The organism is Aridibaculum aurantiacum, assembly GCF_017355875.1.
Taxonomy (GTDB): Bacteria; Bacteroidota; Bacteroidia; order Chitinophagales; family Chitinophagaceae; genus Segetibacter; species Segetibacter aurantiacus.
In genome coordinates this window covers 334565-354435 of sequence record NZ_JAFEWC010000001.1, presented here as the reverse complement: position 1 = coordinate 354435, position 19871 = coordinate 334565, and the positions used below count along the sequence as shown (strand labels likewise).

The 19871-nt window shown below is 43.5% G+C and carries 16 protein-coding genes; 5 read left to right on the top strand and 11 right to left on the bottom strand.

The annotated features are described in order from the left end of the window. Positions 1 to 100 precede the first annotated feature (100 nt). Positions 101 to 3652 carry a reprolysin-like metallopeptidase gene (locus J4N22_RS01470; RefSeq protein ID WP_207491933.1) on the bottom strand — a complete coding sequence of 1184 codons (3552 nt, stop codon included), beginning with the start codon at positions 3650 to 3652 and terminating at the stop codon, positions 101 to 103. Positions 3653 to 3795: 143 nt separating this feature from the next. Between J4N22_RS01470 and selD the strand changes: the two genes are divergently transcribed. Both selD and J4N22_RS01460 read left to right on the top strand, forming a co-directional pair. Beyond that, the gene (gene selD, locus J4N22_RS01465) at positions 3796 to 4851 is read left to right on the top strand and encodes a selenide, water dikinase SelD (RefSeq protein WP_207491932.1); all 1056 of its coding nucleotides are present in this window, start codon (positions 3796 to 3798) and stop codon (positions 4849 to 4851) included. A gap of 2 nt (positions 4852 to 4853) precedes the next feature. Beyond that, positions 4854 to 5183, top strand: coding sequence for a DMT family transporter (locus tag J4N22_RS01460; protein WP_207491931.1), 330 nt, complete (start codon positions 4854 to 4856; stop codon positions 5181 to 5183). On the opposite strand, the gene J4N22_RS01455 is transcribed toward J4N22_RS01460, so the two are convergent. The 5 genes from J4N22_RS01455 to J4N22_RS01435 form a co-directional block, all read right to left on the bottom strand. Then, positions 5180 to 5410, bottom strand: coding sequence for a 4a-hydroxytetrahydrobiopterin dehydratase (locus J4N22_RS01455; protein ID WP_207491930.1), 231 nt, complete (start codon positions 5408 to 5410; stop codon positions 5180 to 5182). The genes J4N22_RS01460 and J4N22_RS01455 overlap by 4 nt on opposite strands. A 90-nt stretch (positions 5411 to 5500) precedes the next feature. Next, entirely contained in the window at positions 5501 to 5932 is a 432-nt protein-coding gene (locus tag J4N22_RS01450) for an IPExxxVDY family protein (RefSeq protein ID WP_207491929.1), read from the bottom strand. Positions 5933 to 5944: 12 nt separating this feature from the next. Further along, positions 5945 to 7603 (bottom strand): M20/M25/M40 family metallo-hydrolase, encoded by a 1659-nt coding sequence (locus tag J4N22_RS01445; protein WP_207491928.1) that lies wholly within the window; start codon positions 7601 to 7603, stop codon positions 5945 to 5947. Positions 7604 to 7765: 162 nt separating this feature from the next. Further along, entirely contained in the window at positions 7766 to 9883 is a 2118-nt protein-coding gene (gene feoB / locus J4N22_RS01440; RefSeq protein WP_207491927.1) for a ferrous iron transport protein B, read from the bottom strand. Positions 9884 to 10100: 217 nt separating this feature from the next. Next, complete coding sequence (locus J4N22_RS01435) at positions 10101 to 10838, bottom strand: phosphatase PAP2 family protein (protein ID WP_207491926.1); 738 nt, start codon at positions 10836 to 10838, stop codon at positions 10101 to 10103. Between the two features lie 201 nt (positions 10839 to 11039). On the opposite strand from J4N22_RS01435, the gene J4N22_RS01430 reads away from it, so the two are divergent. Beyond that, positions 11040 to 11861: an META domain-containing protein gene (locus J4N22_RS01430; RefSeq protein WP_207491925.1), complete on the top strand. Its 822-nt coding sequence runs from the start codon at positions 11040 to 11042 to the stop codon at positions 11859 to 11861. Between the two features lie 361 nt (positions 11862 to 12222). Here J4N22_RS01430 and J4N22_RS01425 read toward each other — a convergent pair whose 3' ends face one another. Then, on the bottom strand, positions 12223 to 12978 hold the full coding sequence (locus J4N22_RS01425; protein WP_207491924.1) for a Bax inhibitor-1/YccA family protein: 756 nt from the start codon (positions 12976 to 12978) through the stop codon (positions 12223 to 12225). 204 nt (positions 12979 to 13182) lie between these two features. Between J4N22_RS01425 and J4N22_RS01420 the strand changes: the two genes are divergently transcribed. Next, positions 13183 to 15039 (top strand): 2-oxoacid:acceptor oxidoreductase subunit alpha, encoded by a 1857-nt coding sequence (locus J4N22_RS01420; RefSeq protein ID WP_207491923.1) that lies wholly within the window; start codon positions 13183 to 13185, stop codon positions 15037 to 15039. Positions 15040 to 15130: 91 nt separating this feature from the next. Here J4N22_RS01420 and J4N22_RS01415 read toward each other — a convergent pair whose 3' ends face one another. Continuing rightward, positions 15131 to 17356, bottom strand: a complete 2226-nt coding sequence (locus J4N22_RS01415; protein ID WP_207491922.1) for an FUSC family protein — start codon at positions 17354 to 17356, stop codon at positions 15131 to 15133. A 188-nt stretch (positions 17357 to 17544) separates the two neighbouring features. On the opposite strand from J4N22_RS01415, the gene J4N22_RS01410 reads away from it, so the two are divergent. Then, on the top strand, positions 17545 to 17844 hold the full coding sequence (locus tag J4N22_RS01410; protein WP_207491921.1) for a hypothetical protein: 300 nt from the start codon (positions 17545 to 17547) through the stop codon (positions 17842 to 17844). Between the two features lie 96 nt (positions 17845 to 17940). Here J4N22_RS01410 and J4N22_RS01405 read toward each other — a convergent pair whose 3' ends face one another. From J4N22_RS01405 to J4N22_RS01395, 3 genes are read right to left on the bottom strand one after another with little or no spacing between them, the layout of a single operon-like run. After that, on the bottom strand, positions 17941 to 18840 hold the full coding sequence (locus J4N22_RS01405) for a DUF6089 family protein (RefSeq protein ID WP_207491920.1): 900 nt from the start codon (positions 18838 to 18840) through the stop codon (positions 17941 to 17943). 36 nt (positions 18841 to 18876) lie between these two features. Continuing rightward, positions 18877 to 19542 carry an endonuclease III gene (gene nth, locus J4N22_RS01400; protein WP_242692016.1) on the bottom strand — a complete coding sequence of 222 codons (666 nt, stop codon included), beginning with the start codon at positions 19540 to 19542 and terminating at the stop codon, positions 18877 to 18879. A 56-nt stretch (positions 19543 to 19598) separates the two neighbouring features. Continuing rightward, on the bottom strand, positions 19599 to 19826 hold the full coding sequence (locus J4N22_RS01395) for a hypothetical protein (RefSeq protein ID WP_207491918.1): 228 nt from the start codon (positions 19824 to 19826) through the stop codon (positions 19599 to 19601). Positions 19827 to 19871 lie beyond the last annotated feature (45 nt).

Below are 19871 nucleotides of genomic sequence, written 5' to 3'. Positions count from 1 at the left end.
ATCAACTCTGTAGCGCCTTAACTCATGAACCAAAAGAGCATTGCAGACACAAAAAAGGGCTGCCTTTTACAGCAGCCCCATCTCAAGCAGAATTATTTATTTATTGCACCAGCAGTTTCTCGTTGCTTGTTCCTTTGTCAGATGTAATGTTTACAGTATACATTCCTTTTGCAAAACCTTTCACAGGCAACTCAATCACTTCACCAGCTTTGACTACACCAGGCAATTTTAGAAGTACCAGCTTGCCCAATGCATCGGTAATGCGTACGCTCACTTCTTTCATATCTGATGTAGCACGCACACTACTTACTTCTACAGCAGGATTAGGATAAAGCACCCATAGCGCCTGCTTTGTTTCCATTACCACTCGCACCACTTTGGTATAAGTAAACTTACCGTCTTTATCCACCTGCTTCAGTCGGTAGTAATTAGCGCCGCTAAATGGCTTCATATCGTTGAAGAGGTATTGATTGGTAGTAGCAGGATTGTTTCCTGCAGCAATGGTACCAATGACGTGGAAGCTGTTTCCATCGTGGGTCCTCTCTACTTCATAATGACTGTTGTTCATCTCGCTGGCGGTTTGCCACATCACTGTTACTGTATTACCTGCAGCTTTTTGAGCACTGAAGGTTAACCAATTTACAGGCAATGGAGTTGCATAAAACGTGCATATACGAAGGCCCCATGAATTCAAAACACCACCGTCATCAGCAAATCCATCGGTAACAGAAAGCCTCCATGTACCATTTGGATTTTGGTTATTGAATGCAGAAAGCGGTTGCGTAGGTCTTCTTACCTGTCCATTGATTGGAGGACAATTGTATGGACCTGCAGGACCTGCATCATTAAAATGAAGATCAAAATTATCCTGGCTACCACATTGGCCTGCCATTAGTGCTACGGTTGTTCCCATAGGGCTGGTGATGGAGAAGCTAAGATCAGCCATGTAGGTATGTAAACCACGAACACCTACCACATCTACATCTGCAATTGTACCAGCAGAATTGATTTGTAATGTCGACTGAACGGTACCTGTAGTTATTGCACTTATTACTTTAGGCACATCAGCACTATACGCTGTATCGGTAGGACATTCAGTAAGCCCGGTCTTAAACAATGTAGTAGAAGAAAAAGGACCATTACCACAGGTATTGCTACCTGCTACTCTCCAGTAGTAAATAGTGTTTTGTGCCAGAGGAGCAGTAAGTGTATAAGATGCAGAATTAATGTTGTTGATGTTATGGATCAAACCAGATGTGAAGGTATTTTCTGTAGCTACCTGCAGGTTATATGTTGTTACACCTGGCACTGCACTCCATGTAAATGTTGGAGTAACTGCTATACCTGTAGAGTTATTAGGAGGTGTGTTAGACATAGAAGCTCCTGACGGCGGCCCTACAATAAACATGATAGTTCTTGTTTTTATAACTGAACCGGCAGTACCTGTAACCTGTACATGGTAAGTTCCATTGGCTAAAGTGCCTTGTAAAGAAACAGTAACGGGACTACCTGGTGCAACAGGGTTTGAACTAAATGCAACAGTTGTTCCTGCAGGATTACCTGATGCGCTTAATGTAACCGGCGTAGAAAATCCATTCACTGCATTTGTTAGTAAAGTAGAAGATAGATTACTACCCGCACAACTTTGAACCGGTGCAGGTTCATTGAATATAAATTCGCTGCTTGGATTTTGTGATATAGTAAAATTGGCATTAGAGATATCAAAGAAGATATTTCCAACAGCTCTTACTCTTACACGTGCAGTAGTTGTATTGATGTTGGGTATCACCACTTCATGTGAGCCATCATTTGGAGTAGAAGCAACCAAGGTGGTGGGATAGGTAAAGCCGCCATCCGTACTTAATTCAATTACTACATCTGAAGTATTAATAGGCGCAACATTTGTTCCTGCCACATCCCAACGAACATTATAAAAGCTGCCGCCCTGCACATTCATAGCTGCATTAGGTGCAGTAACTACAAAAGGACCTGCAGTACCATCAACCGTTACCATACTTTCATCGGAGCAAACACCACCACCACCAGAACGATTATCCCTTACGGTCAACCTGAAGTTGATGTTTCGTGCATAAGAAGGAAGTATCTCTCCAATGGTCGTAGCATTCGTTACTATGTCACCTATTTTAGGGAATGTGCGTGTAGGAGAAGTAACGGGTAAGAAAGAACGGAATAGAGGTGCATTACCTGTTGGATTATTCCAATCACCGGCAGGACCCACATCTATCTGCTCCCAGCAATAAGTCAATGCATCGCCATTAGGATCGCTGCCACTGCCTGTAAGCATAAATGGTGTTGACTTAGGAATGATATAATCAGCTCCTGCATTTGCTGTAGGAGGATTATTACCAGTAGTTATTTGCCCTGCACAGCTATTACCAGTACCATCAATGCTGAAAGCGGTCATTTCATTAAAACTGATCGCATGAAACATAGCATCGCTATTAAGCTGCAGGTTGTTTGTACCACAAATACCCGCATACGCTTGTATAGTACTACCACTGCCTGGCTCTACTGCTGTAGTTGAGTTTCGGTTGCCACCGCTACAGCTGCCGGTAGTAGCATTGAAAGTATGATTACCGCCAAACTGGTGTCCTATCTCATGAGCTACATAATCGATGTCGTAAGGATCACCCAGTGGAACAGCACTACCTGTAATTCCTCTTGCTTTTTGAGTATCGTTACATACACATCTCAATGAAGCCAGTCCACCACCACCGGTGCTAAACGTGTGACCGATATCGTAGTTAGCAGGTAAAATATTGGCAGTGATAACAGTCTGGCTTTCCTGTATCAGGATAGAAGCATTGGAGTTACCGGTGAAAGGATCTGTCAATGGATCAGTGTAAACAATCTGGTCGTTGTTGCCCACCAGCGTCAGGCGAATGGATAGTTCTTTTTCATAAACACCATTTACACGATTAGCCGTGATAACAATAGCAGAAAGAGCCTGTGCCACTGTAACAGAAGCACCGCCTACTGCACGTGCATATTCTCCTGTACATGCAATTGCCATCCTGTAGGTACGCAATGTTCCGCCAATGCAGCGGCCTTCTGTACGATGTACAGGAGGTGCATCACCGCTAAAACCAGTGATCTCTTCCGGTTCTATCAAACCTTGTCTTGGCGCTATATCTTTTTTGTAATAAGAAATATAGAAACTGTTGTTGTTGAAAGCATACGGATCAATGTAAACCGATCCACCTACTGGTGACAATATCATTCCGTGGAAACCGAGCGGTGTCCAATCCAGTTTGATAGTAGCATATGGATCGTCAATACCCTGTCCGCCGTATGTGCGTATGTTAGGATATTTGGCAGCAAGCGCGGGCTCCATGATAGAGGCTTCGGCAAGCGTAAAGCGTTGGCTGGTTCCATCAGGCATTGGAATGCTAATGATGTTACCATGTACAGCTGGTGTAAATTCTTGTGGCGCCCGTGCTAGAAAACTCTTTAAGGCTGTGGTATCCAGCTGAATGGTGCGGTACTGTTGCGGAATGATCTTCCGGTCTTGTGCCGCAACCGATATCCTGGACTCAGCCACATCGTTGAAGAAATTGTTTTGTGCAAAAAGCGTGGGGCCTAAGCATGTTGCCAGCAACAACAAGCTTACATGTTGTAGAAATTTTCTCATAGCAGTGTTTTTTAAAGCAATCTCAAACCGAACATTTAACCGAGGATGCAGTTAGCCTGGATATATTTGCAGCAGAAGGAGATTGGCAGACAAAATACATTATTATTCCACTTTCTCCTGTAGATGCACTTTAAATTTTAAGAATGAAAGAAGAAATAAGGCTGACGGAGTTTTCGCATGGTGCCGGGTGCGGTTGCAAAATTGCGCCGCAGGTTTTAGAAGATATCCTGAAAAGTGAATCCGCTATTCCGTCATTCAGCAATTTGTTGGTTGGAAACGAAAGCCGTGATGATGCCGCAGTGTATGATCTTGGAAATGGTACTGCAGTTATCAGCACCACCGACTTCTTCATGCCTATAGTAGATGATGCTTTTGATTTTGGAAGAATAGCATCGGCCAATGCCATCAGCGATGTGTATGCAATGGGTGGCACTCCCCTTATGGCTGTAGCACTGCTTGGGTGGCCGGTAAATGATCTGCCTCCATCGCTGGCTCAGCAAGTACTGGAAGGTGCAAGAGCTATCTGTGCACAGGCCGGCATCCCACTTGCCGGTGGACATAGCATTGATACCAAAGAACCTATGTTTGGGCTTGCTGTAACGGGTACAGTAAAGCTGGAACAGTTAAAGAAAAACAATACAGCACAGGAAGGTGACGTGCTTTTTCTTACCAAGGCTTTGGGAGTGGGCGTATTAAGTACGGCGCAAAAAAGAAAAGTTCTTCAACCGGAACACCAGCCACAGATGATTGAACAACTGGCTGCACTTAATAAAATAGGTGAAGCACTTGGGAAAATACCAGGAGTACACGCCATGACAGATGTTACTGGTTTTGGCCTTGCTGGTCACCTGGTAGAACTGGCGGGGGGAAGCAATCTAAGCGCTGATTTGTACTATGGCAAGATCAAACAATTGGAAGGTGTAGCAGGCTACATAAGCCACCGCGTGGTGCCTGACTCTACTTTTAGAAACTGGAACAGCTATAGCAGTAAGATAGGTTTTGGCAAAGGCGTTAATGTTATGGAAGCCTTCAGCCTGTTGCCTGACCCTCAAACTAATGGTGGTTTACTGGTGGCCGTTTCGCCAGGAAGCGCAGGTGAAGTAGCTGAGTTATTGAAAAGCAGTGGTCTTGAAGCATTTGCCGAACCTATAGGTGTATTAACTGCTGCAGGCGAAAAAGTAATAACTGTAAAAGCATAATCATGGCCTGGTTCATACTTATAATAGCAGGACTTTTTGAAGTAGGATTTACCACTTGCCTGGGTAAAGCAAAAGAAACTACTGGCCTCACATCCAATCTTTGGATGTGTGGCTTTTTGGTGAGCTTAACGCTCAGCATGGTGTTGTTGTACAAGGCTACCCGCGTTTTACCACTAGGTACATCTTATGCTGTTTGGACAGGTATTGGAGCTGTAGGAACCGTGTTGGTGGGCATCTTCTTTTTCAACGAGCCGACCAACTTTTGGCGGTTGTTCTTTATAACAACACTTATTGCATCTATTGTAGGACTGAAGTTTGTGGCTGGCAGTTAAAGCAGCTTATCTATTTGCGCAGCCAGCTGATGATCTTTTTCTGTTACCACTCCACCTGCATCATGTGTGCTTAGCCAAATCTCAACTTTGTTGTAAACGTTTGTCCATAGCGGGTGATGGTTAGCTTTCTCTGCCTCTATGGCCACACGTGTCATAAAAGCAAATGCTTCGCTGAAGTCTTTAAAGGTAAACTGCCGGTAAAGCTGGTTGTTATTTTCTGTCCACATGATGAAGTAAAAACTTTTTTCGGTGAGACCATATGTACAAGTCGTCAATGGTGATCAAATACAGGGTTGCCGTACCTTATACCTCACCACTTAAAAAACCAGGTGCTGCTTATTCTTGATTAATTCGTTATTCAGCTCGGCAACCATTTGCACGCTTGATAAAGATTTTAATGAATTGATAAGCTGTTGCAGATCTTCATAATTCACTTCATCGCCTTTTATCAACCACAGGTAATCCATGTGCTTAAACTCTGGCAGCAATGATTCACCATCGCAATGATTGTGATAGAGGTAGTAACTAAGGAATGTATTTTCTACGTGCTGGTAAACAGAAAAGAAATACTGCCTTTCCTTCCGGCGAAGTTGTTTATCAATATCTGTATTTAACCGAAACTGGAAACCAAGATGATTATTTAGCTGCCATGCAAAGAGGTAATTGCGGATAGGCGCCATAATACCAAGCAAATGTGTATCAGCAAAAAAGTCGTCCGTTAAAGCTTTATTATCTAGTTGCAGTTTCATGGCTGGTCAAAGTTAGAACTCCACGGCGAACTCTTTCTCTTCTTTACCTCTTTTTATTCTTAGGGTTGTTTTATCACCGTTCTTAAAACCGGCCAGCGCCTGCATATACGTTTGAATATCATCTATTTTATATGCTCCTAAATAAGTGAGTACGTCTCCCGCCTGCAGGCCCAGTTTTGAAGCCAGCTTCTTCGGGCTAACGCCATCTATCTTCAATCCGCCTTGTGCGTAGCTATAATCAGGAATAACACCAAGGCTTACTGAATATTTTATAGCAGCCACCTGTGGTTCTGCAGTCTTTTGAAAAGCCAATTGTCCTTTAGCCTGCGATGCTTCTACCAGTTTGTGAATGTAACGAACGACCTTAGCCTGGCCGTCGTAGTTCACTTTATCCGCATCGTCTGATGACCTGTGATAGTCGGTATGGGTGCCGGTAAAGAAAAACAAGACAGGGATATTTTTTCTATAAAATGCCGCGTGATCACTAGGACCGCTGCCGGTACTGTCGAATTTAATAGCTAGAGTATTATCAGCAATGCCAGCCAGTAGCTCACTCCATGCAGGAGAAGTACCCACGCCTCCGATAGATAGTTTCTTATCGCTGTCGTACCTGCCAACCATGTCCAGGTTTACCATGTAATTAATAGGCGTGTTGATGGTGCGGTTATCCAGCCAGTATTTACTTCCTATCAATCCCAGTTCTTCACCACTAAAAGCAATGAACAGGTAGTTATTGGCTTTAAGTTTTGACTGTGCCAGCAGCCTTGCGATCTCTATCATTGCAGCTGTGCCACTTGCATTGTCGTCGGCGCCATTGTGCACTATTCTTCCTGTATCCAAACCACCACCATCTTCGCCCCAGCCAAGGTGGTCGTAATGTGCACCAATGACAACTGTAGATGGTGCACTGTTATCAATATAACCTAGTACGTTGTGGCCTTTTCTGTCTCTCTGGTTGAAGGCAACCTGCATTTCTATATCAAGCATAGCCGACGGATCCTTCAGGTATTTCTTATATCCATCTGCAGTAATGTATACAATAGGAATGGTAGCAGCTGCCGCATTTTCTTTTCCATTGAAACGGATATTGTCTACCGCATTTCCGGAATTATACACGAACAATGCAGTGGCACCTTTGGCAGCAAACTTTGCTGCTTCAGTGCGTATAGCTTCATCAATATTGTAATGCGGATTGTTCTTATTTGCCTCCAGCCATGACTTCACATCTAAAAACCAGGGCACTCCTCTTTCGCGCAGTGCTATAGATGGCATACCAGATACAGCCGTGGTGGCAGAATAAGCGAGGGGTATATATTCTTTATTTAACTGCAGCAGGTTATCATTGATAGATAAACGTGTTGCTGCATCTACTTTCTTTCCCTCTTCTACTACAAAAGCTTGAACATAACCCTGCGTTCCTTTTGGCTGCAATCCAATGCTCTTAAACTGGTTGCTGATGTACTCCATTGCCAATCGCTCACCTTCTGATCCTGTAGACCTGCCTTCCAATTTATCGTCGGATAGAAACGCCACATGAGCACGTAACTGTAGTAGCAACAACTGCTGCGCACGTTGCTCTGCTTCAATAGCTGCCTTTCTTTGTTTCTTAGATTGAGCATCAGAAGAATTAATACACCCAATAAGGACCAGTAAAAACAGGAGTTTCTTCATACAGGGAAATTGTGGTGGAGGATGGAGCAAAAGTAATGCCGCTGCAACAGGAACAATGGAAGGCTTATTAAAATTTTTTACAATAAAAAAGCCAGCCCGAAGTGCCAGCGCATATAAGAGATGAAAAATAAGCCCTATGGGTTGTACCTGCTAAAGTTAATGTTAGCTAAAAAGGTTGTAAGCCAGCCAGCTGGTGAGGTAAGCCAACACAGTCATATAAAGCAACTGGATGATAGGCCATTTCCAGGTGCGTGTTTCTCTTTTTACCACAGCTAATGTACTCATACATTGCATGGCCAAAACATAAAATACCATCAGGCTAATACCTGTGGCGAGAGTATAAACCTTGCTGCCGTCGGTACGGGTGGCGGATTGCATCTTTTCGCGAAGCGGCGTGCTATCGTCACTTTCTTCTACAGAATAAATGGTAGCCATTGTACCCACAAAAACTTCCCTTGCAGCAAAAGAGCTAATAAGGGCGATACCAATCTTCCAATCAAAACCAAGCGGAGTGATGGCTGGCTCAATGCTTCTGCCTAATAAGCCGGCGTAACTATGTTCAAGCTTTTCGCTTTTGTAGGCACGCTCCACTTCTTCAGCACTGATGCCCGGCTGCTTCTCCAGTTGTTCATATTTCACCGCCAGCTCATGCATTTTTTCGCCAGGACCGTAGCTGCTCAAAAACCATAGCAGCAGGCTTATCACCATGATGATCTTTCCTGCATCGCGAACGAAGATCTTGGCCTTCTCTACCATGGTTACACCTACGTTCTTCCAACGAGGCTCACGGTAGGTAGGCAGCTCAAGAATAAAGAAGCTGCGCTCTTTAATGTTTACAAGCCATTTTAGTACGTATGCTACCAACAGCGCCATCACCGTTCCCAGCAGGTATAGCGCCATCATTACCAAACCTTGTAAGCTTAGGAAGCCCAGGTAAAATTTATTGGGAATAACAAGACTGATAAGAATAGTAAATACGGGTAAACGTGCACTGCAACTCATGAGCGGTGTTACCAGTATGGTAAGCAGCCGTTCCTTCCTGTTTTCAATGCTTCGTGCACTCATGATGGCGGGAACCGCGCAGGCAAAACCACTTATCATAGGCATCACGCTCTTGCCGTTCAAACCGGCTTTGCGCATGATCCTATCCGTAAGAAAACTGATACGCGCCATATAACCCGAATCCTCCAGTACAGTGATCAGTCCAAAGAGTATCATGATCTGCGGAATGAATACAAGAATGCCACTAAGCCCTGCGAGCACACCATTTATCAACAGGTCGCTGAACCATGACTCACTCATGCTTTCACCCAACCATCCGCTGGTGGTAGCAAAGAGCCATTCTATGGCATACATAGGATATTGCGCCAGCCAAAATATGCTTTGGAAAAGAAGGAATAAAACTGCAAATAGTATAACATAACCCCACACACGGTGCAGAAGCAGGTTATCAAGCTTTTCGGTAAAGATCTTTTTTTGAAGCGGGTCTTCCTCTACTACACTTTGCTGCATGATCTGCCTGATGCGACCATAACGCTGCATGATCTCTTCGGCTTGCAGGCGGGTTGGACTAAACTTGTGTTTAGCTTCTACGCTTTCTATCTTTTCCTGCAATTGATTTGGCAACGGGAACTGTTCGTGGTTGATGAGGTAGTGAACAGCCGCATAATCGCTCAGCCCCGGAACCAACTTTTGTACATCGGTGATGGCATGTTCTGCCAGTTTCTTAATTCCAATAAAATCGCGGGAAGGAGCTTTATATTGCTGACGCGCAGTTTGCACTAACGCTTTCTTCAGCTCTTTTATTCCTTTATTTTTTCGCGGGTTTATAGAAACAACAGGCACACCAAGTTCACGCTCTAACTCCTGCAGGTCTATCTGAATGCCTTTCTTATTTGCCAGGTCCACCATGGTGAGCGCTACCACTACCGGTATCTTCAGGTCGATCATCTGGCTGCAAAAAAGCAGGTTACGCTTCAGGTTGCTGGCGTCTGCTACCAGCACCACCATATCAGGAGCCTTTCCTCCGTCAGCATTCATCAAAACTTTGTACGATACCCATTCGTCTGCACGACGCGGATATAAGCTATAACTGCCGGGAAGATCTATGATTTGCGCGGTGAAGCCTGGTTCAAGAATGGCTGTTCCTGTTTTTTTATCAACAGTAACACCCGGAAAATTTCCAACCTTTTGATTAAGCCCGGTAAGGGAGTTAAAGAGGGATGATTTTCCGCTATTAGGGTTGCCTACTAGTGCTATGTTATACTCGGAATGCCGCATTTTGAACGAGGTGCAAAAGTAGTTGCACGCAGTTCACTTCAATTACGATATCGGGAGATTTAACAATAAGTGATTTCTGAAGTATAATGCTGAATGAAGGGACAAAACTGGTTCTTTGGGTTTAAAATAATTGCGGCCTTACTCGACACTGTAAATTGAAAAAGCTACTACTACTTTATTTTTTGGCTAACAACTAAAGCCTAACAACTAACACCTCCTAAGACCTCACCTCCTGCTCTACCACCAGGTCAATCTCTTTCTTGCTTATACGCTCCATGCGATTAAGCATGTAGATAGAAATAACCAGCCATACCAATCCAAGAGAGAAGCCTGCAACCACATCGCTGGCATAATGAACATTCAGGTAAATGCGACTGATACCGATCATGAAGATGGTTATTAAAAGTAAAACCACCAGTGTTATACGGAGCCATGGCGTTTTCACATTCTCCCAAATGATATAGATGATAAGACCATAAAACGCCATACTCATCATTGCATGCCCGCTGGGAAAACTTAAACCCTTAGCTTCCTTCATCAATGGTGCTAACGGACGTTGCCTACCAAAAAGATTTTTAAGGATACTCATTATCAGCAAGCTTCCTATTGAAATAACAGGAACTTTGATTGAATACCATTTATGCCTTCTGATAAATAGAAAATAAACAATAAGCAACAGGTTAGCAGGAATAAGAAAATCATGATTTCCAAATACAGTGAAGAACTGCATTACATCGGTAGTTGAGTCGCTAATTAGCGAATTGAAATAAGCAGATATACGATTATCAAAGCCATCTTTCTCCTTCCAGAATATCATACGGGCTATGAAAACAAAAGCAAATAATGAAACAAAAAAAGCAATAAGAATAACAATGATCTCAACCGACATCAATGTCACCTTTGCCCATGCCCTGCTTATACCGGAACGTACTGTATGTCTTACTTTCTTAATCAATTTTCTATTGATGTTTTTTTATATTCTCAAGCTAGCTGAACAGCAAAGAATCCAGATACTGTAGCTAATAAACTACACGTGCAAATGATAAAAACATGCCAGCCCGGCGACACATTTTCTGAAGCTATGTTTAAGAAAAAAAATGTTAATGATATTATTTTGGCACGGTTGTGGCTTTTCCGCTAACAAAATTGTAACAAAATGAAGAAGATAATATTTGCCCTTCCGCTTTGCGCACTCTTTACTTACTGCAGCAGTTCACGTAAAGCAACTCTACCACCAGCCGGCCCCGGCATCTCCAATGTAAATGTTATTACAGGTTCTGATACAGTAAGAGGCGCCGCCATTGCTGTAACACCAGACAATCGCGATTGGGCTTATCGTGCTACACGCGAAACAACTCTTGAAGGAACATGGCGTCTTCACGGTATGGCATCTGAAGATGGACAGTGGACCACTACCGACCAATGGTACAAAGACACTACCGCTACAACTACTGAAGCCACTTTCAATCCTGATGGAACTGAAGTATCAGTAAACAACGAAGCCGCTACACAAACTTTCCATTCTGGTAGCGCTACCATGCAGCAGAATAAGACTAAGACAAAGTCTACCGCAAAAAATAAATCTTCTAAAAACGCATTAAGAGCCACTTCATCATTACAGAAGTACGATTCATTAATGGCTAATACGGTTGTTTATACCGACTCTGCTCTTAATGCAGGTATTAAACCATTTGAATATTGGAAACGCATACCAACTGTAACACTTAATCCTACTTCACTGGTATTTACAGGCAGTACAGGTTGTAACAGCATGAGTGGAAGTTTCAACTTTTCAGGTAATGATATTAAGTTCAACAGGAATATCACAACCTCTAAAATGGCTTGTAATGAATACAACGAAAGCAACTTTTTAAGCATGCTTCGCAAAGCTGATAACTATGTTTTAAACAATGAAGGCATGCTGGAACTACGCCAGGGAAATAACGTGCTGATGGTTTTCAGCAAGCAGCAGATGTAAGAAAGACACCTATATATATCCGTACCCGGTCAGCTTAGTTTGACCGGGTTTTTTATTGGTAAAACTTCTTCATCCAGCTAACATCATCCTGTTTATAATGAAGGAAGAACTGAATCAAGTATTTGAACCAGCGCCACGATTGGATTTTTAGTATCTAGTTTTCCAACATCTTCTATTCTATATCCATACATCACCAGCCACAAAGTCATCATCCTTAATGTAAATATTACCTAATCATTCTTCCTCCTCCATACATCATCCTTTACAAGAACCTCTAAAAAATTGTTATTCCACTTACCAAAATAAAAAGCCGAACCCTTTGCAGGATCCGGCTTTTAGTGGAGTTTCTATTGAAACAATATTAGTCTCTGCTAGCCAATTTGCTAAGCAAACGAAGAATTTCTATGTACAACCAGATGATGGTTACCAGTAATCCAAATGCGCAATACCACTCCATATGTTTAGGAGCACCCATTGCTGCACCTTGTTCTATCATATCAAAATCAATGATAAGATTTAGTGCAGCTATCGCAATAACGAACAGGCTAAAGCCAATGCCCAGCGCACTTCCCTCATGCAGAAATGGAATGTCGATATTGAACATACGCAATACCAAAGCGATCAGGTAGAATATAGCAATACCAGCAGTAGCTGTAAAAATGATAGACTTGAAACGCTCAGTTGCTTTGATAACACCAAAATTGTACAACAGGAACATAGCGATGGCTGTACCAAAGGTTAGTCCTACCGCTTGCATGATAATGCCAGGATAACTTTCGATGAAAGCTTCATTGATCATGGCAGAAATAGCACCTATAAAAAGACCTTTTACTAAAGCGTACAATGGCGCCAGGTAAGCAGACCAGCTTCTTTTAAAAGCAATGATCAATGCCAAAGCAAGACCACCAAAAATACCAGCCATCATATAACCTTGAACATTCTGTCCCTGGTAGTATGCATGCCATGTGTATGCAGCAGACGACATCGTCATCAGGAACAGGAAGCCAAATTTGTTTATTGTGCCACGCACTGTCATCAATTCTTCCTGCGTGGTGCTGAGCGAATTTGTAAAAATCTTCTCCGAAAGAGTTGGGTTTCCTGATTTAAATAGGTTCATTTCTTTATTTGTTTTAGTTGATTTTCTGAAAGGTAATTTACAAATATATATAAGCCGTTTATGCGGCTGTTAAAAAATCTGGTTCAAAACCAGGCAAAAGCCTTTGCAAAACAATGGTTTCACCGGCCGTTATATAAACTTTAAAGAATTATCTGCAGGCAGTTGTGCTACCTTCGTATATAAAATAGGCCTTTAATTCAAGATATGAGTACTACAGAAGAACTACTCCAGGATGTAGTTATAAAATTTGCCGGCGACAGTGGAGATGGAATGCAGCTGACCGGTAGCCAATTCACCAATAGCACAGCTCTTTTAGGAATAGACCTGGCAACTTTCCCTGACTTCCCTGCAGAAATACGTGCTCCAATAGGAACGCTTCCGGGCGTTAGTGGTTTCCAGCTTCGTTTTAGCAGCGACCGCGTTTTCACTCCGGGCGATGAATGCGATGTATTGGTAGCTATGAATGCTGCTGCACTAAAAGTGAACCTGAAAAGCCTGAAGAAAGGCGGAAGGATAATAGCCAATACAGATGGCTTTGATGCTAAGAACCTGCGTCTTGCAAACTACCCGGATGGTGTTAATCCTTTAGAAGACAATAGCCTTACCAACTACGACCTAATCAAGATCGATGTAACCAAACTTACACGCGAAGCGCTGAAAGACTTCGAAATGGGTACAAAGGAAAAGGACCGTGCAAAGAATATGTTTGTACTCGGCTTCCTGTATTGGATGTATGGCCGCAATATGGACAACACCATCGATTTCCTGAGAGAGAAGTTTGGCAAAAAAGACACAATACTTCAAAGTAACATACGGGCGCTGCAAGCGGGCTTCAACTATGCTGACACTACTGAAACCTTTACCACCCGCTACCGTGTAGAAAAGGCAAGGATGCCAGCAGGTACTTACCGCAGCATTATGGGAAACCAGGCGCTGAGCTATGGTTTGATAGCCGCTGCTAAAAAAAGCGGGCTGCAAATGTTCCTTGGCACTTATCCTATTACGCCGGCTTCTGATATACTGCACGAACTAAGCAAGCATAAATCATTCGGTATAAAAACTTTCCAGGCTGAAGACGAGATAGCAGCTATAACCTCTGCTATTGGTGCCAGCTATGGTGGTTTATTGGGTGTTACCACTACATCCGGCCCTGGTATGGCGCTAAAAACTGAAGCAATGGGCCTGGCAGTAATGCTTGAAATCCCGCTGATCATCATCAACATTCAGCGTGGCGGACCATCTACAGGACTTCCTACCAAAACCGAACAGAGCGACCTGCTGCAGGCGTACTATGGCCGCAATGGAGAATGCCCGATGCCAGTGATTGCTGCTTCTACACCTAGTGATTGTTTTGAAGCCATCTATGAAGCTGTGCGTGTTTCTGTTCAGCACATGACGCCAATAATTTTCTTAAGCGATGGATATATTGCCAATGGGGCCGAACCGTGGAAGTTTCCTTCTGCTGATGAACTGCAAGAGATAGCGGTTTCATTTAAAACTGAATTGGGAGCATACGAGGAGAAGTTTATGCCTTACTGGCGCGATGAAAAACTTGTTCGTCCTTGGGCAGTACCAGGCACACCTGGTTTAGAGCACAGGGTGGGTGGTTTAGAAAAACAAAACATTACCGGCAACATTAGCTACGACCCGGACAACCACCAGCTGATGGTAAAGATCAGGGAAGAGAAAGTAGATAAGATTGCGAATTATATTCCAGAGCAGAAGCTTGATAGCGGTCCTGAAAAAGGTAAAGTGCTGGTGCTTGGCTGGGGAAGTACATTCGGTGCTATTAAAAGTGCTGTAGCTGAACTGCAGGAGCAGGGAGTGGAAGTATCGCATGCGCACCTGCGTTATCTTCGGCCTTTTCCACGCAACCTTGGCGAGATCATCAGGAACTTTGACCATGTATTGATACCAGAGATCAATAACGGTCAACTGATAAAGATCATCCGTGATAAATACCTGGTAGATGCTAAAGGCTACAATAAGATCATGGGTATACCGATTACAAAAGGTGAACTGGTAGAAGCCATTAAGAAAATAGCTAAAGACGAGTTGTAAAATACTTGCAAGACATAAAAGGTTGTTTACCTTCTGAACCTAAAGCAGCTGCTTTACAAGTACGGGATGTAAACAACCTTCTTTTTTTATTCTAATCTTCCAGCTTAAGTTCATCTGCCAACTTTTTGACATTGACGGCAGATGTATGTATCAGGTTAAACTGGTGCGCCAGTGACTTCAGCTCGTAAAATGCAACTCTAGTTGGCGTTTCTATCATTCCGTTATCCACCTCCGATTGCCTTTGACGGTGTAGCTGATTACTATGATCGTTTAGTTTTTGCAGCCATTTCCCTTCTTCATTCTCCACCACTTCACCGTTTAAGCGGTTTATAATATTTTCCATTAGCTGTTGTATCTCTTTTGCTGCAGCAACCACTATTTGCGTGGCATCATGCTGCTGGCTTGAGCGGATATAATATCCCAGTGTAGCTATATAGGATACCAGCATGTGTAACAGCATGACAAACCGCTGTAGCTCTTCGGTTTGCTTTTGCCTGTACTTTGGCTCATTTAGCATGCGGTTAAAAGTATCCGACACATTGGCCAGTGCAATGAAAGCATCTTTTCGTGCAAGGCGCTGCTGTGTAGTAGTTACCTCCCCTGATATTCCGCTAGTGATGGTAGCAAAATAATCCTTCACCTTTTCCATAGCCTTCACCATCAGCGGCTTTATTTTATCTTTTTCCCATGTAGGAAATAATAAAAAGCTTACTGCAAATGCAATCACCGAACCTATAGTTGTATCTATTACTCTATCCGATAAAAGTGTTCTGAAATTCTCTGGCTGCAGGAAGTAGAAAAAGATAAGGAGGTAGGGCGTCATCAGCAGTACACTAATAAAATAGTTGGTGCGCATAAAGCTGAAGTTGGCCGCCATCAGCAGCACCATTATCACCAATAGTGCAGGTGTTGTTTTTACCAATTGCAATATCAATAGCCCTAGCAGCACACCTAATACGGTACCTATCAGCCTGTCGCGGTTTCTTTTCTTGGTTAAACTATACGCAGGCTTTAAGATCACCAGGATGGTAAGAAGTATCCAATAACCATGACCAATGGAGAATGTTTCAGCCAGTATAAAACCCGCTACCAGTGCTACGGTTAAACGAATTGTATGTCGGAAAATATCTGAATCCAAAGTCAGGTTATCCAGCAGTGTTTGCCATTTGATTGGCTGGCGGTCTACAAACTTCTCCAGGTTCTTTATCCCTGGCAATTGCGCCAGCTCCTTCGGCTGTATACCGTTCTGCAGGTTATGCTGAATATTCTCCAGCTGCTTCACAATATCCTCTCCATTCTGGATAGTTCTACGCAGGCTAAGAAATAACTCCAGGTTGCCGGGTTGCATTTCTTTGGCTTCCAGCTTTTCCTCCTCTTCTTTTATCCACTGTACCAGCTCGAACAACTGCGTATTGAAACCCGTTACTTCTCCCCTTTTAATGGCTAATCCTATCTCCTCCAGCTGATCAGCCATTTGCTTTATGAGCTCGTACAGATGATCCAGGATGGGTGTATCATCAAACTGGCGGTGCATCTCTGAATAGCGTGAGTAAGAGGTAATGATCTTTTCAAACAGGTCGGATACGTTTACAAACGTCATCAGCAATAGCCGGCTGGTGGGTGTAGACTCTTTTATTATTTGCCGGGCTTTTAGCAGCAGTTCGCGCAAAACAGCTTGTTTTTCCTGCACCGCCCCCTGCTGTTGCAGCAGTTGACTAAAGATGGATTGGTAGTTTACATCTTTCTTATACAGCAGCGCCCGTGTTTGCAGGTAAGTTGCTACAGTTTGTACCCATTCGCCCAGCGTTTGCTGTGCCATCCGGTATGGCCGGAAAGAGTACAACAATAAACTAAAACAGGTATACCATGCGCCACCTGCGGTTATTAAGGCTGCCTGCTGCAACAACGGCATTTGCACCTGCACAGACTCATCCATATGCAGTAGTACCACAACAAGCGCAGATACTCCTACAGCTCCGGGCCTGGCACCATACACCCCCAGCATGGAAAAGAACAACGAGGAAAGCGTGAGTAATAAACCAACGAGTATTGGTGAAAAATTAGCCGCATTGGTAAGCAAACTCATGATGAAAATGGCACCGGTAGTAGCCACCATACCGTTACGCCGGTGATGCACCGGGCCCGGGCTATCGGTGATGCTCACACACAGAGCACCCAAACTCATTACTATTCCAACCTGCAGCAGATCAAATAGGTTCATCACAAAAGCTGGGATGAGTATACCTGCAGTCATCCGCAGCCCTTCAGAAAAATAGTGGCTGTTGACAAAATTCCTGTATTGCTTTACAAAATCCATTGATGCGGCAGATATATAAAAGATTGTTCCGTGGCTGTTCCTAAAAGCAAACTTACCAACTGCTGAGGAAGGTAAACTTCTAATTGAGAAAATAGAAGCACAGTATCACCTGCTCATAAATTACCAGCTTATCTTTCATCCTGGATTCATGCTTAAATTCAGAATGTTATTTTAGCCACACATAATCCATGAAGTACAGGCTTATTATCTTATTGGTTTTGCTGGTCCCAATGGGAGTGGTGGCAGCTATGACAGTGAATTATGCAGTAGACTGCCATCTTCATCCAAACATCTGCATGTATCATTTCAAAGCAGCGCCAACCAATTTTATCTATCAATCTTTTTACAGCATTAATGCTTCTACAGGCGATCATCCTGAGCCAACTTTTTTCAATCTAATTTTTACAGCCCTATTAGGAGCTATGACAGCTGTAGTGGTAGCTGCAAAGCTGAACAATTACATGGAGAATAAGAAGATGGCTAGATGATGACACGTCAATGAGTTAATTTCTCCTGTACTTATAACTTCTGAGAATATGACTAAAAAAGAAAAGGAGAAGATCGCTCCTCTCCTTTAAAAAATTTTATCTCCTGCTTTGCCTGCCCAACGTAATGGCGAGCTTCAGCGAAAAGGTCATATATGAGTCTTTGCTGTTCGGATTACCCCTGTTTTTTCCCGCTACAGGGTCACCTTCACGCATCAGGTCGTAAACAGCATTTGCCTGTGCTGCCTGCATCGGCGGTAAGTTCTGGCTAAACAGGTTGCGGTCAATATAGGTCCCGCTAACATCATCCAGGTAATCTGTAAAAAGAAAGCGGTGCAGCGCCTCTACCCTTACCGAAAACATCTCGTTGAGGTCATATTTTACACCAAGACCCACCGGCACACTTGCCTGCTTAAGATTGTAAATGTCCCTGTCCTTATACTGCGGGAAACCTTGTCCTTCGGTACGAAGTGGCCTGGCATCTACATACCTGCCATCAATATTTACCTGCGGGTTGAAACGGAAATAACCTAGACCTGCCACCACGTATGGAGAAACAGGAGGCTGATCAATGAACAATGTCAATGGGTGGAACTCTGCCAGCAACGATACTTCGTTGATGCTGGTTCTGAAGTTCAGGTTGCGGTTGTACCTACGCTGCACATTCTCATCCGATGTGCCTTTTAAAACGCTGTCAGCCCCTTCCAGCGATCCCCAGGTAGCCATCAACCTTACTGCTACCAGCTGGCGGTACATTATGCCAAAAAATATGTTCCCGGAAAGTTTAGTCTGGCTTAGGTTGATGTCGTTGATATACATGCCGCCTTTGCTTTTCGAACCACCGATGTCGGTTATGCTGTTCATACCGCCTACTCCACCACCTAATTCAAAAAGCAGGTCACGGTCGTAGTATCTATCATTGTAATAATAGTATTGGCTAAAAGAAGAAATGCTACTGAACACAAGAAGGGCCAGCAACAGAGGTTTCAAAATTCTCATAAGTCAGGTTAATGGCGGTCAAATTACTAAAACAACTTACACTGCAGCCGATTTTTTAGTAGCTGCCTTTTGCGTAGCCTGGTAAAACTTACATGCAGGCTTCAGCCCGCACTCATGACACTTTGGATTTCGCGCTACACATATATACCTGCCGTGCAGTATCAGCCAGTGGTGAGCTATGTAAATAAGGTCTTGAGGAAGATGTTTTACCAGTTGCTTTTCAGTAGCTAGTGGTGTGGTGGCATTGGTAGTTAAACCTATCCTGGCCGAAACCCTGAAGACGTGTGTATCTACGGCCATGTGCGGCTGGTTATCAACTACCGAAGTAATCACATGAGCCGTTTTTCTTCCTACACCGGGTAGTTCTACCAGCTCCTCCACGGTCAGTGGCACTTCACCATTGTGTTTGTCGACCAGGATGCGCGCCATACCCAGTAGGTGGCGGGTTTTATTGCCGGGAAAAGAAATGCTTTTGATGATATCAAACAGATCATCGTATTGTGCATCGGCTAGTTTGAAGGCATTAGGATATTTCCTGAAGAGGTCGGGTGTGGTCATGTTCACCCGCTTGTCGGTACATTGGGCAGATAAAATAACTGCTACCAGCAGTTGATAAGGATTTTCAAAATTCAGCTCCGTCTCTGCATCCGGCGAATGTTGTTGAAAGTATTCAATAACAAACCGGTATCTATCGCGCTTCATCATAGTAGAAAAAGCCGAAGATACCGGTTTTGAACATTTTTTAGCAAGTGCCTCAGCTATACAACTTCCGCAGAAGCGCGGGCATAATCGAGTATAGCCATCACTGATTGGGTACGGGGACTTTCAACAGCACTATCCAGTTTTTTCAGGTAGTTTGTCAAAACATCATATTTCTCCTTAAGGGCCCAATCTGTCTGCATCTGCTTCTCAATATCCGCCTTTTGATTTTGTGAGGTCTCCCTGTACAGGTACTGCAGCAGGTCCTCGGTGGTGAAATTTGGCATAAGTAATTAAGAAGTTTAGTTGATCCTTCAATCCTATTACCAAAT

What these genes read in the sequence shown, in the direction of transcription:
- J4N22_RS01470 (WP_207491933.1), bottom strand. Translation starts at nt 3,652, where the DNA reads ATGAGAAAATTTCTACAACATGTAAGCTTGTTGTTGCTGGCAACATGC.
- selD (WP_207491932.1), top strand. Translation starts at nt 3,796, where the DNA reads ATGAAAGAAGAAATAAGGCTGACGGAGTTTTCGCATGGTGCCGGGTGC.
- J4N22_RS01460 (WP_207491931.1), top strand. Translation starts at nt 4,854, where the DNA reads ATGGCCTGGTTCATACTTATAATAGCAGGACTTTTTGAAGTAGGATTT.
- J4N22_RS01455 (WP_207491930.1), bottom strand. Translation starts at nt 5,410, where the DNA reads ATGTGGACAGAAAATAACAACCAGCTTTACCGGCAGTTTACCTTTAAA.
- J4N22_RS01450 (WP_207491929.1), bottom strand. Translation starts at nt 5,932, where the DNA reads ATGAAACTGCAACTAGATAATAAAGCTTTAACGGACGACTTTTTTGCT.
- J4N22_RS01445 (WP_207491928.1), bottom strand. Translation starts at nt 7,603, where the DNA reads ATGAAGAAACTCCTGTTTTTACTGGTCCTTATTGGGTGTATTAATTCT.
- feoB (WP_207491927.1), bottom strand. Translation starts at nt 9,883, where the DNA reads ATGCGGCATTCCGAGTATAACATAGCACTAGTAGGCAACCCTAATAGC.
- J4N22_RS01430 (WP_207491925.1), top strand. Translation starts at nt 11,040, where the DNA reads ATGAAGAAGATAATATTTGCCCTTCCGCTTTGCGCACTCTTTACTTAC.
- J4N22_RS01425 (WP_207491924.1), bottom strand. Translation starts at nt 12,978, where the DNA reads ATGAACCTATTTAAATCAGGAAACCCAACTCTTTCGGAGAAGATTTTT.
- J4N22_RS01420 (WP_207491923.1), top strand. Translation starts at nt 13,183, where the DNA reads ATGAGTACTACAGAAGAACTACTCCAGGATGTAGTTATAAAATTTGCC.
- J4N22_RS01415 (WP_207491922.1), bottom strand. Translation starts at nt 17,356, where the DNA reads ATGGATTTTGTAAAGCAATACAGGAATTTTGTCAACAGCCACTATTTT.
- J4N22_RS01410 (WP_207491921.1), top strand. Translation starts at nt 17,545, where the DNA reads ATGAAGTACAGGCTTATTATCTTATTGGTTTTGCTGGTCCCAATGGGA.
- J4N22_RS01405 (WP_207491920.1), bottom strand. Translation starts at nt 18,840, where the DNA reads ATGAGAATTTTGAAACCTCTGTTGCTGGCCCTTCTTGTGTTCAGTAGC.
- nth (WP_242692016.1), bottom strand. Translation starts at nt 19,542, where the DNA reads ATGAAGCGCGATAGATACCGGTTTGTTATTGAATACTTTCAACAACAT.
- J4N22_RS01395 (WP_207491918.1), bottom strand. Translation starts at nt 19,826, where the DNA reads ATGCCAAATTTCACCACCGAGGACCTGCTGCAGTACCTGTACAGGGAG.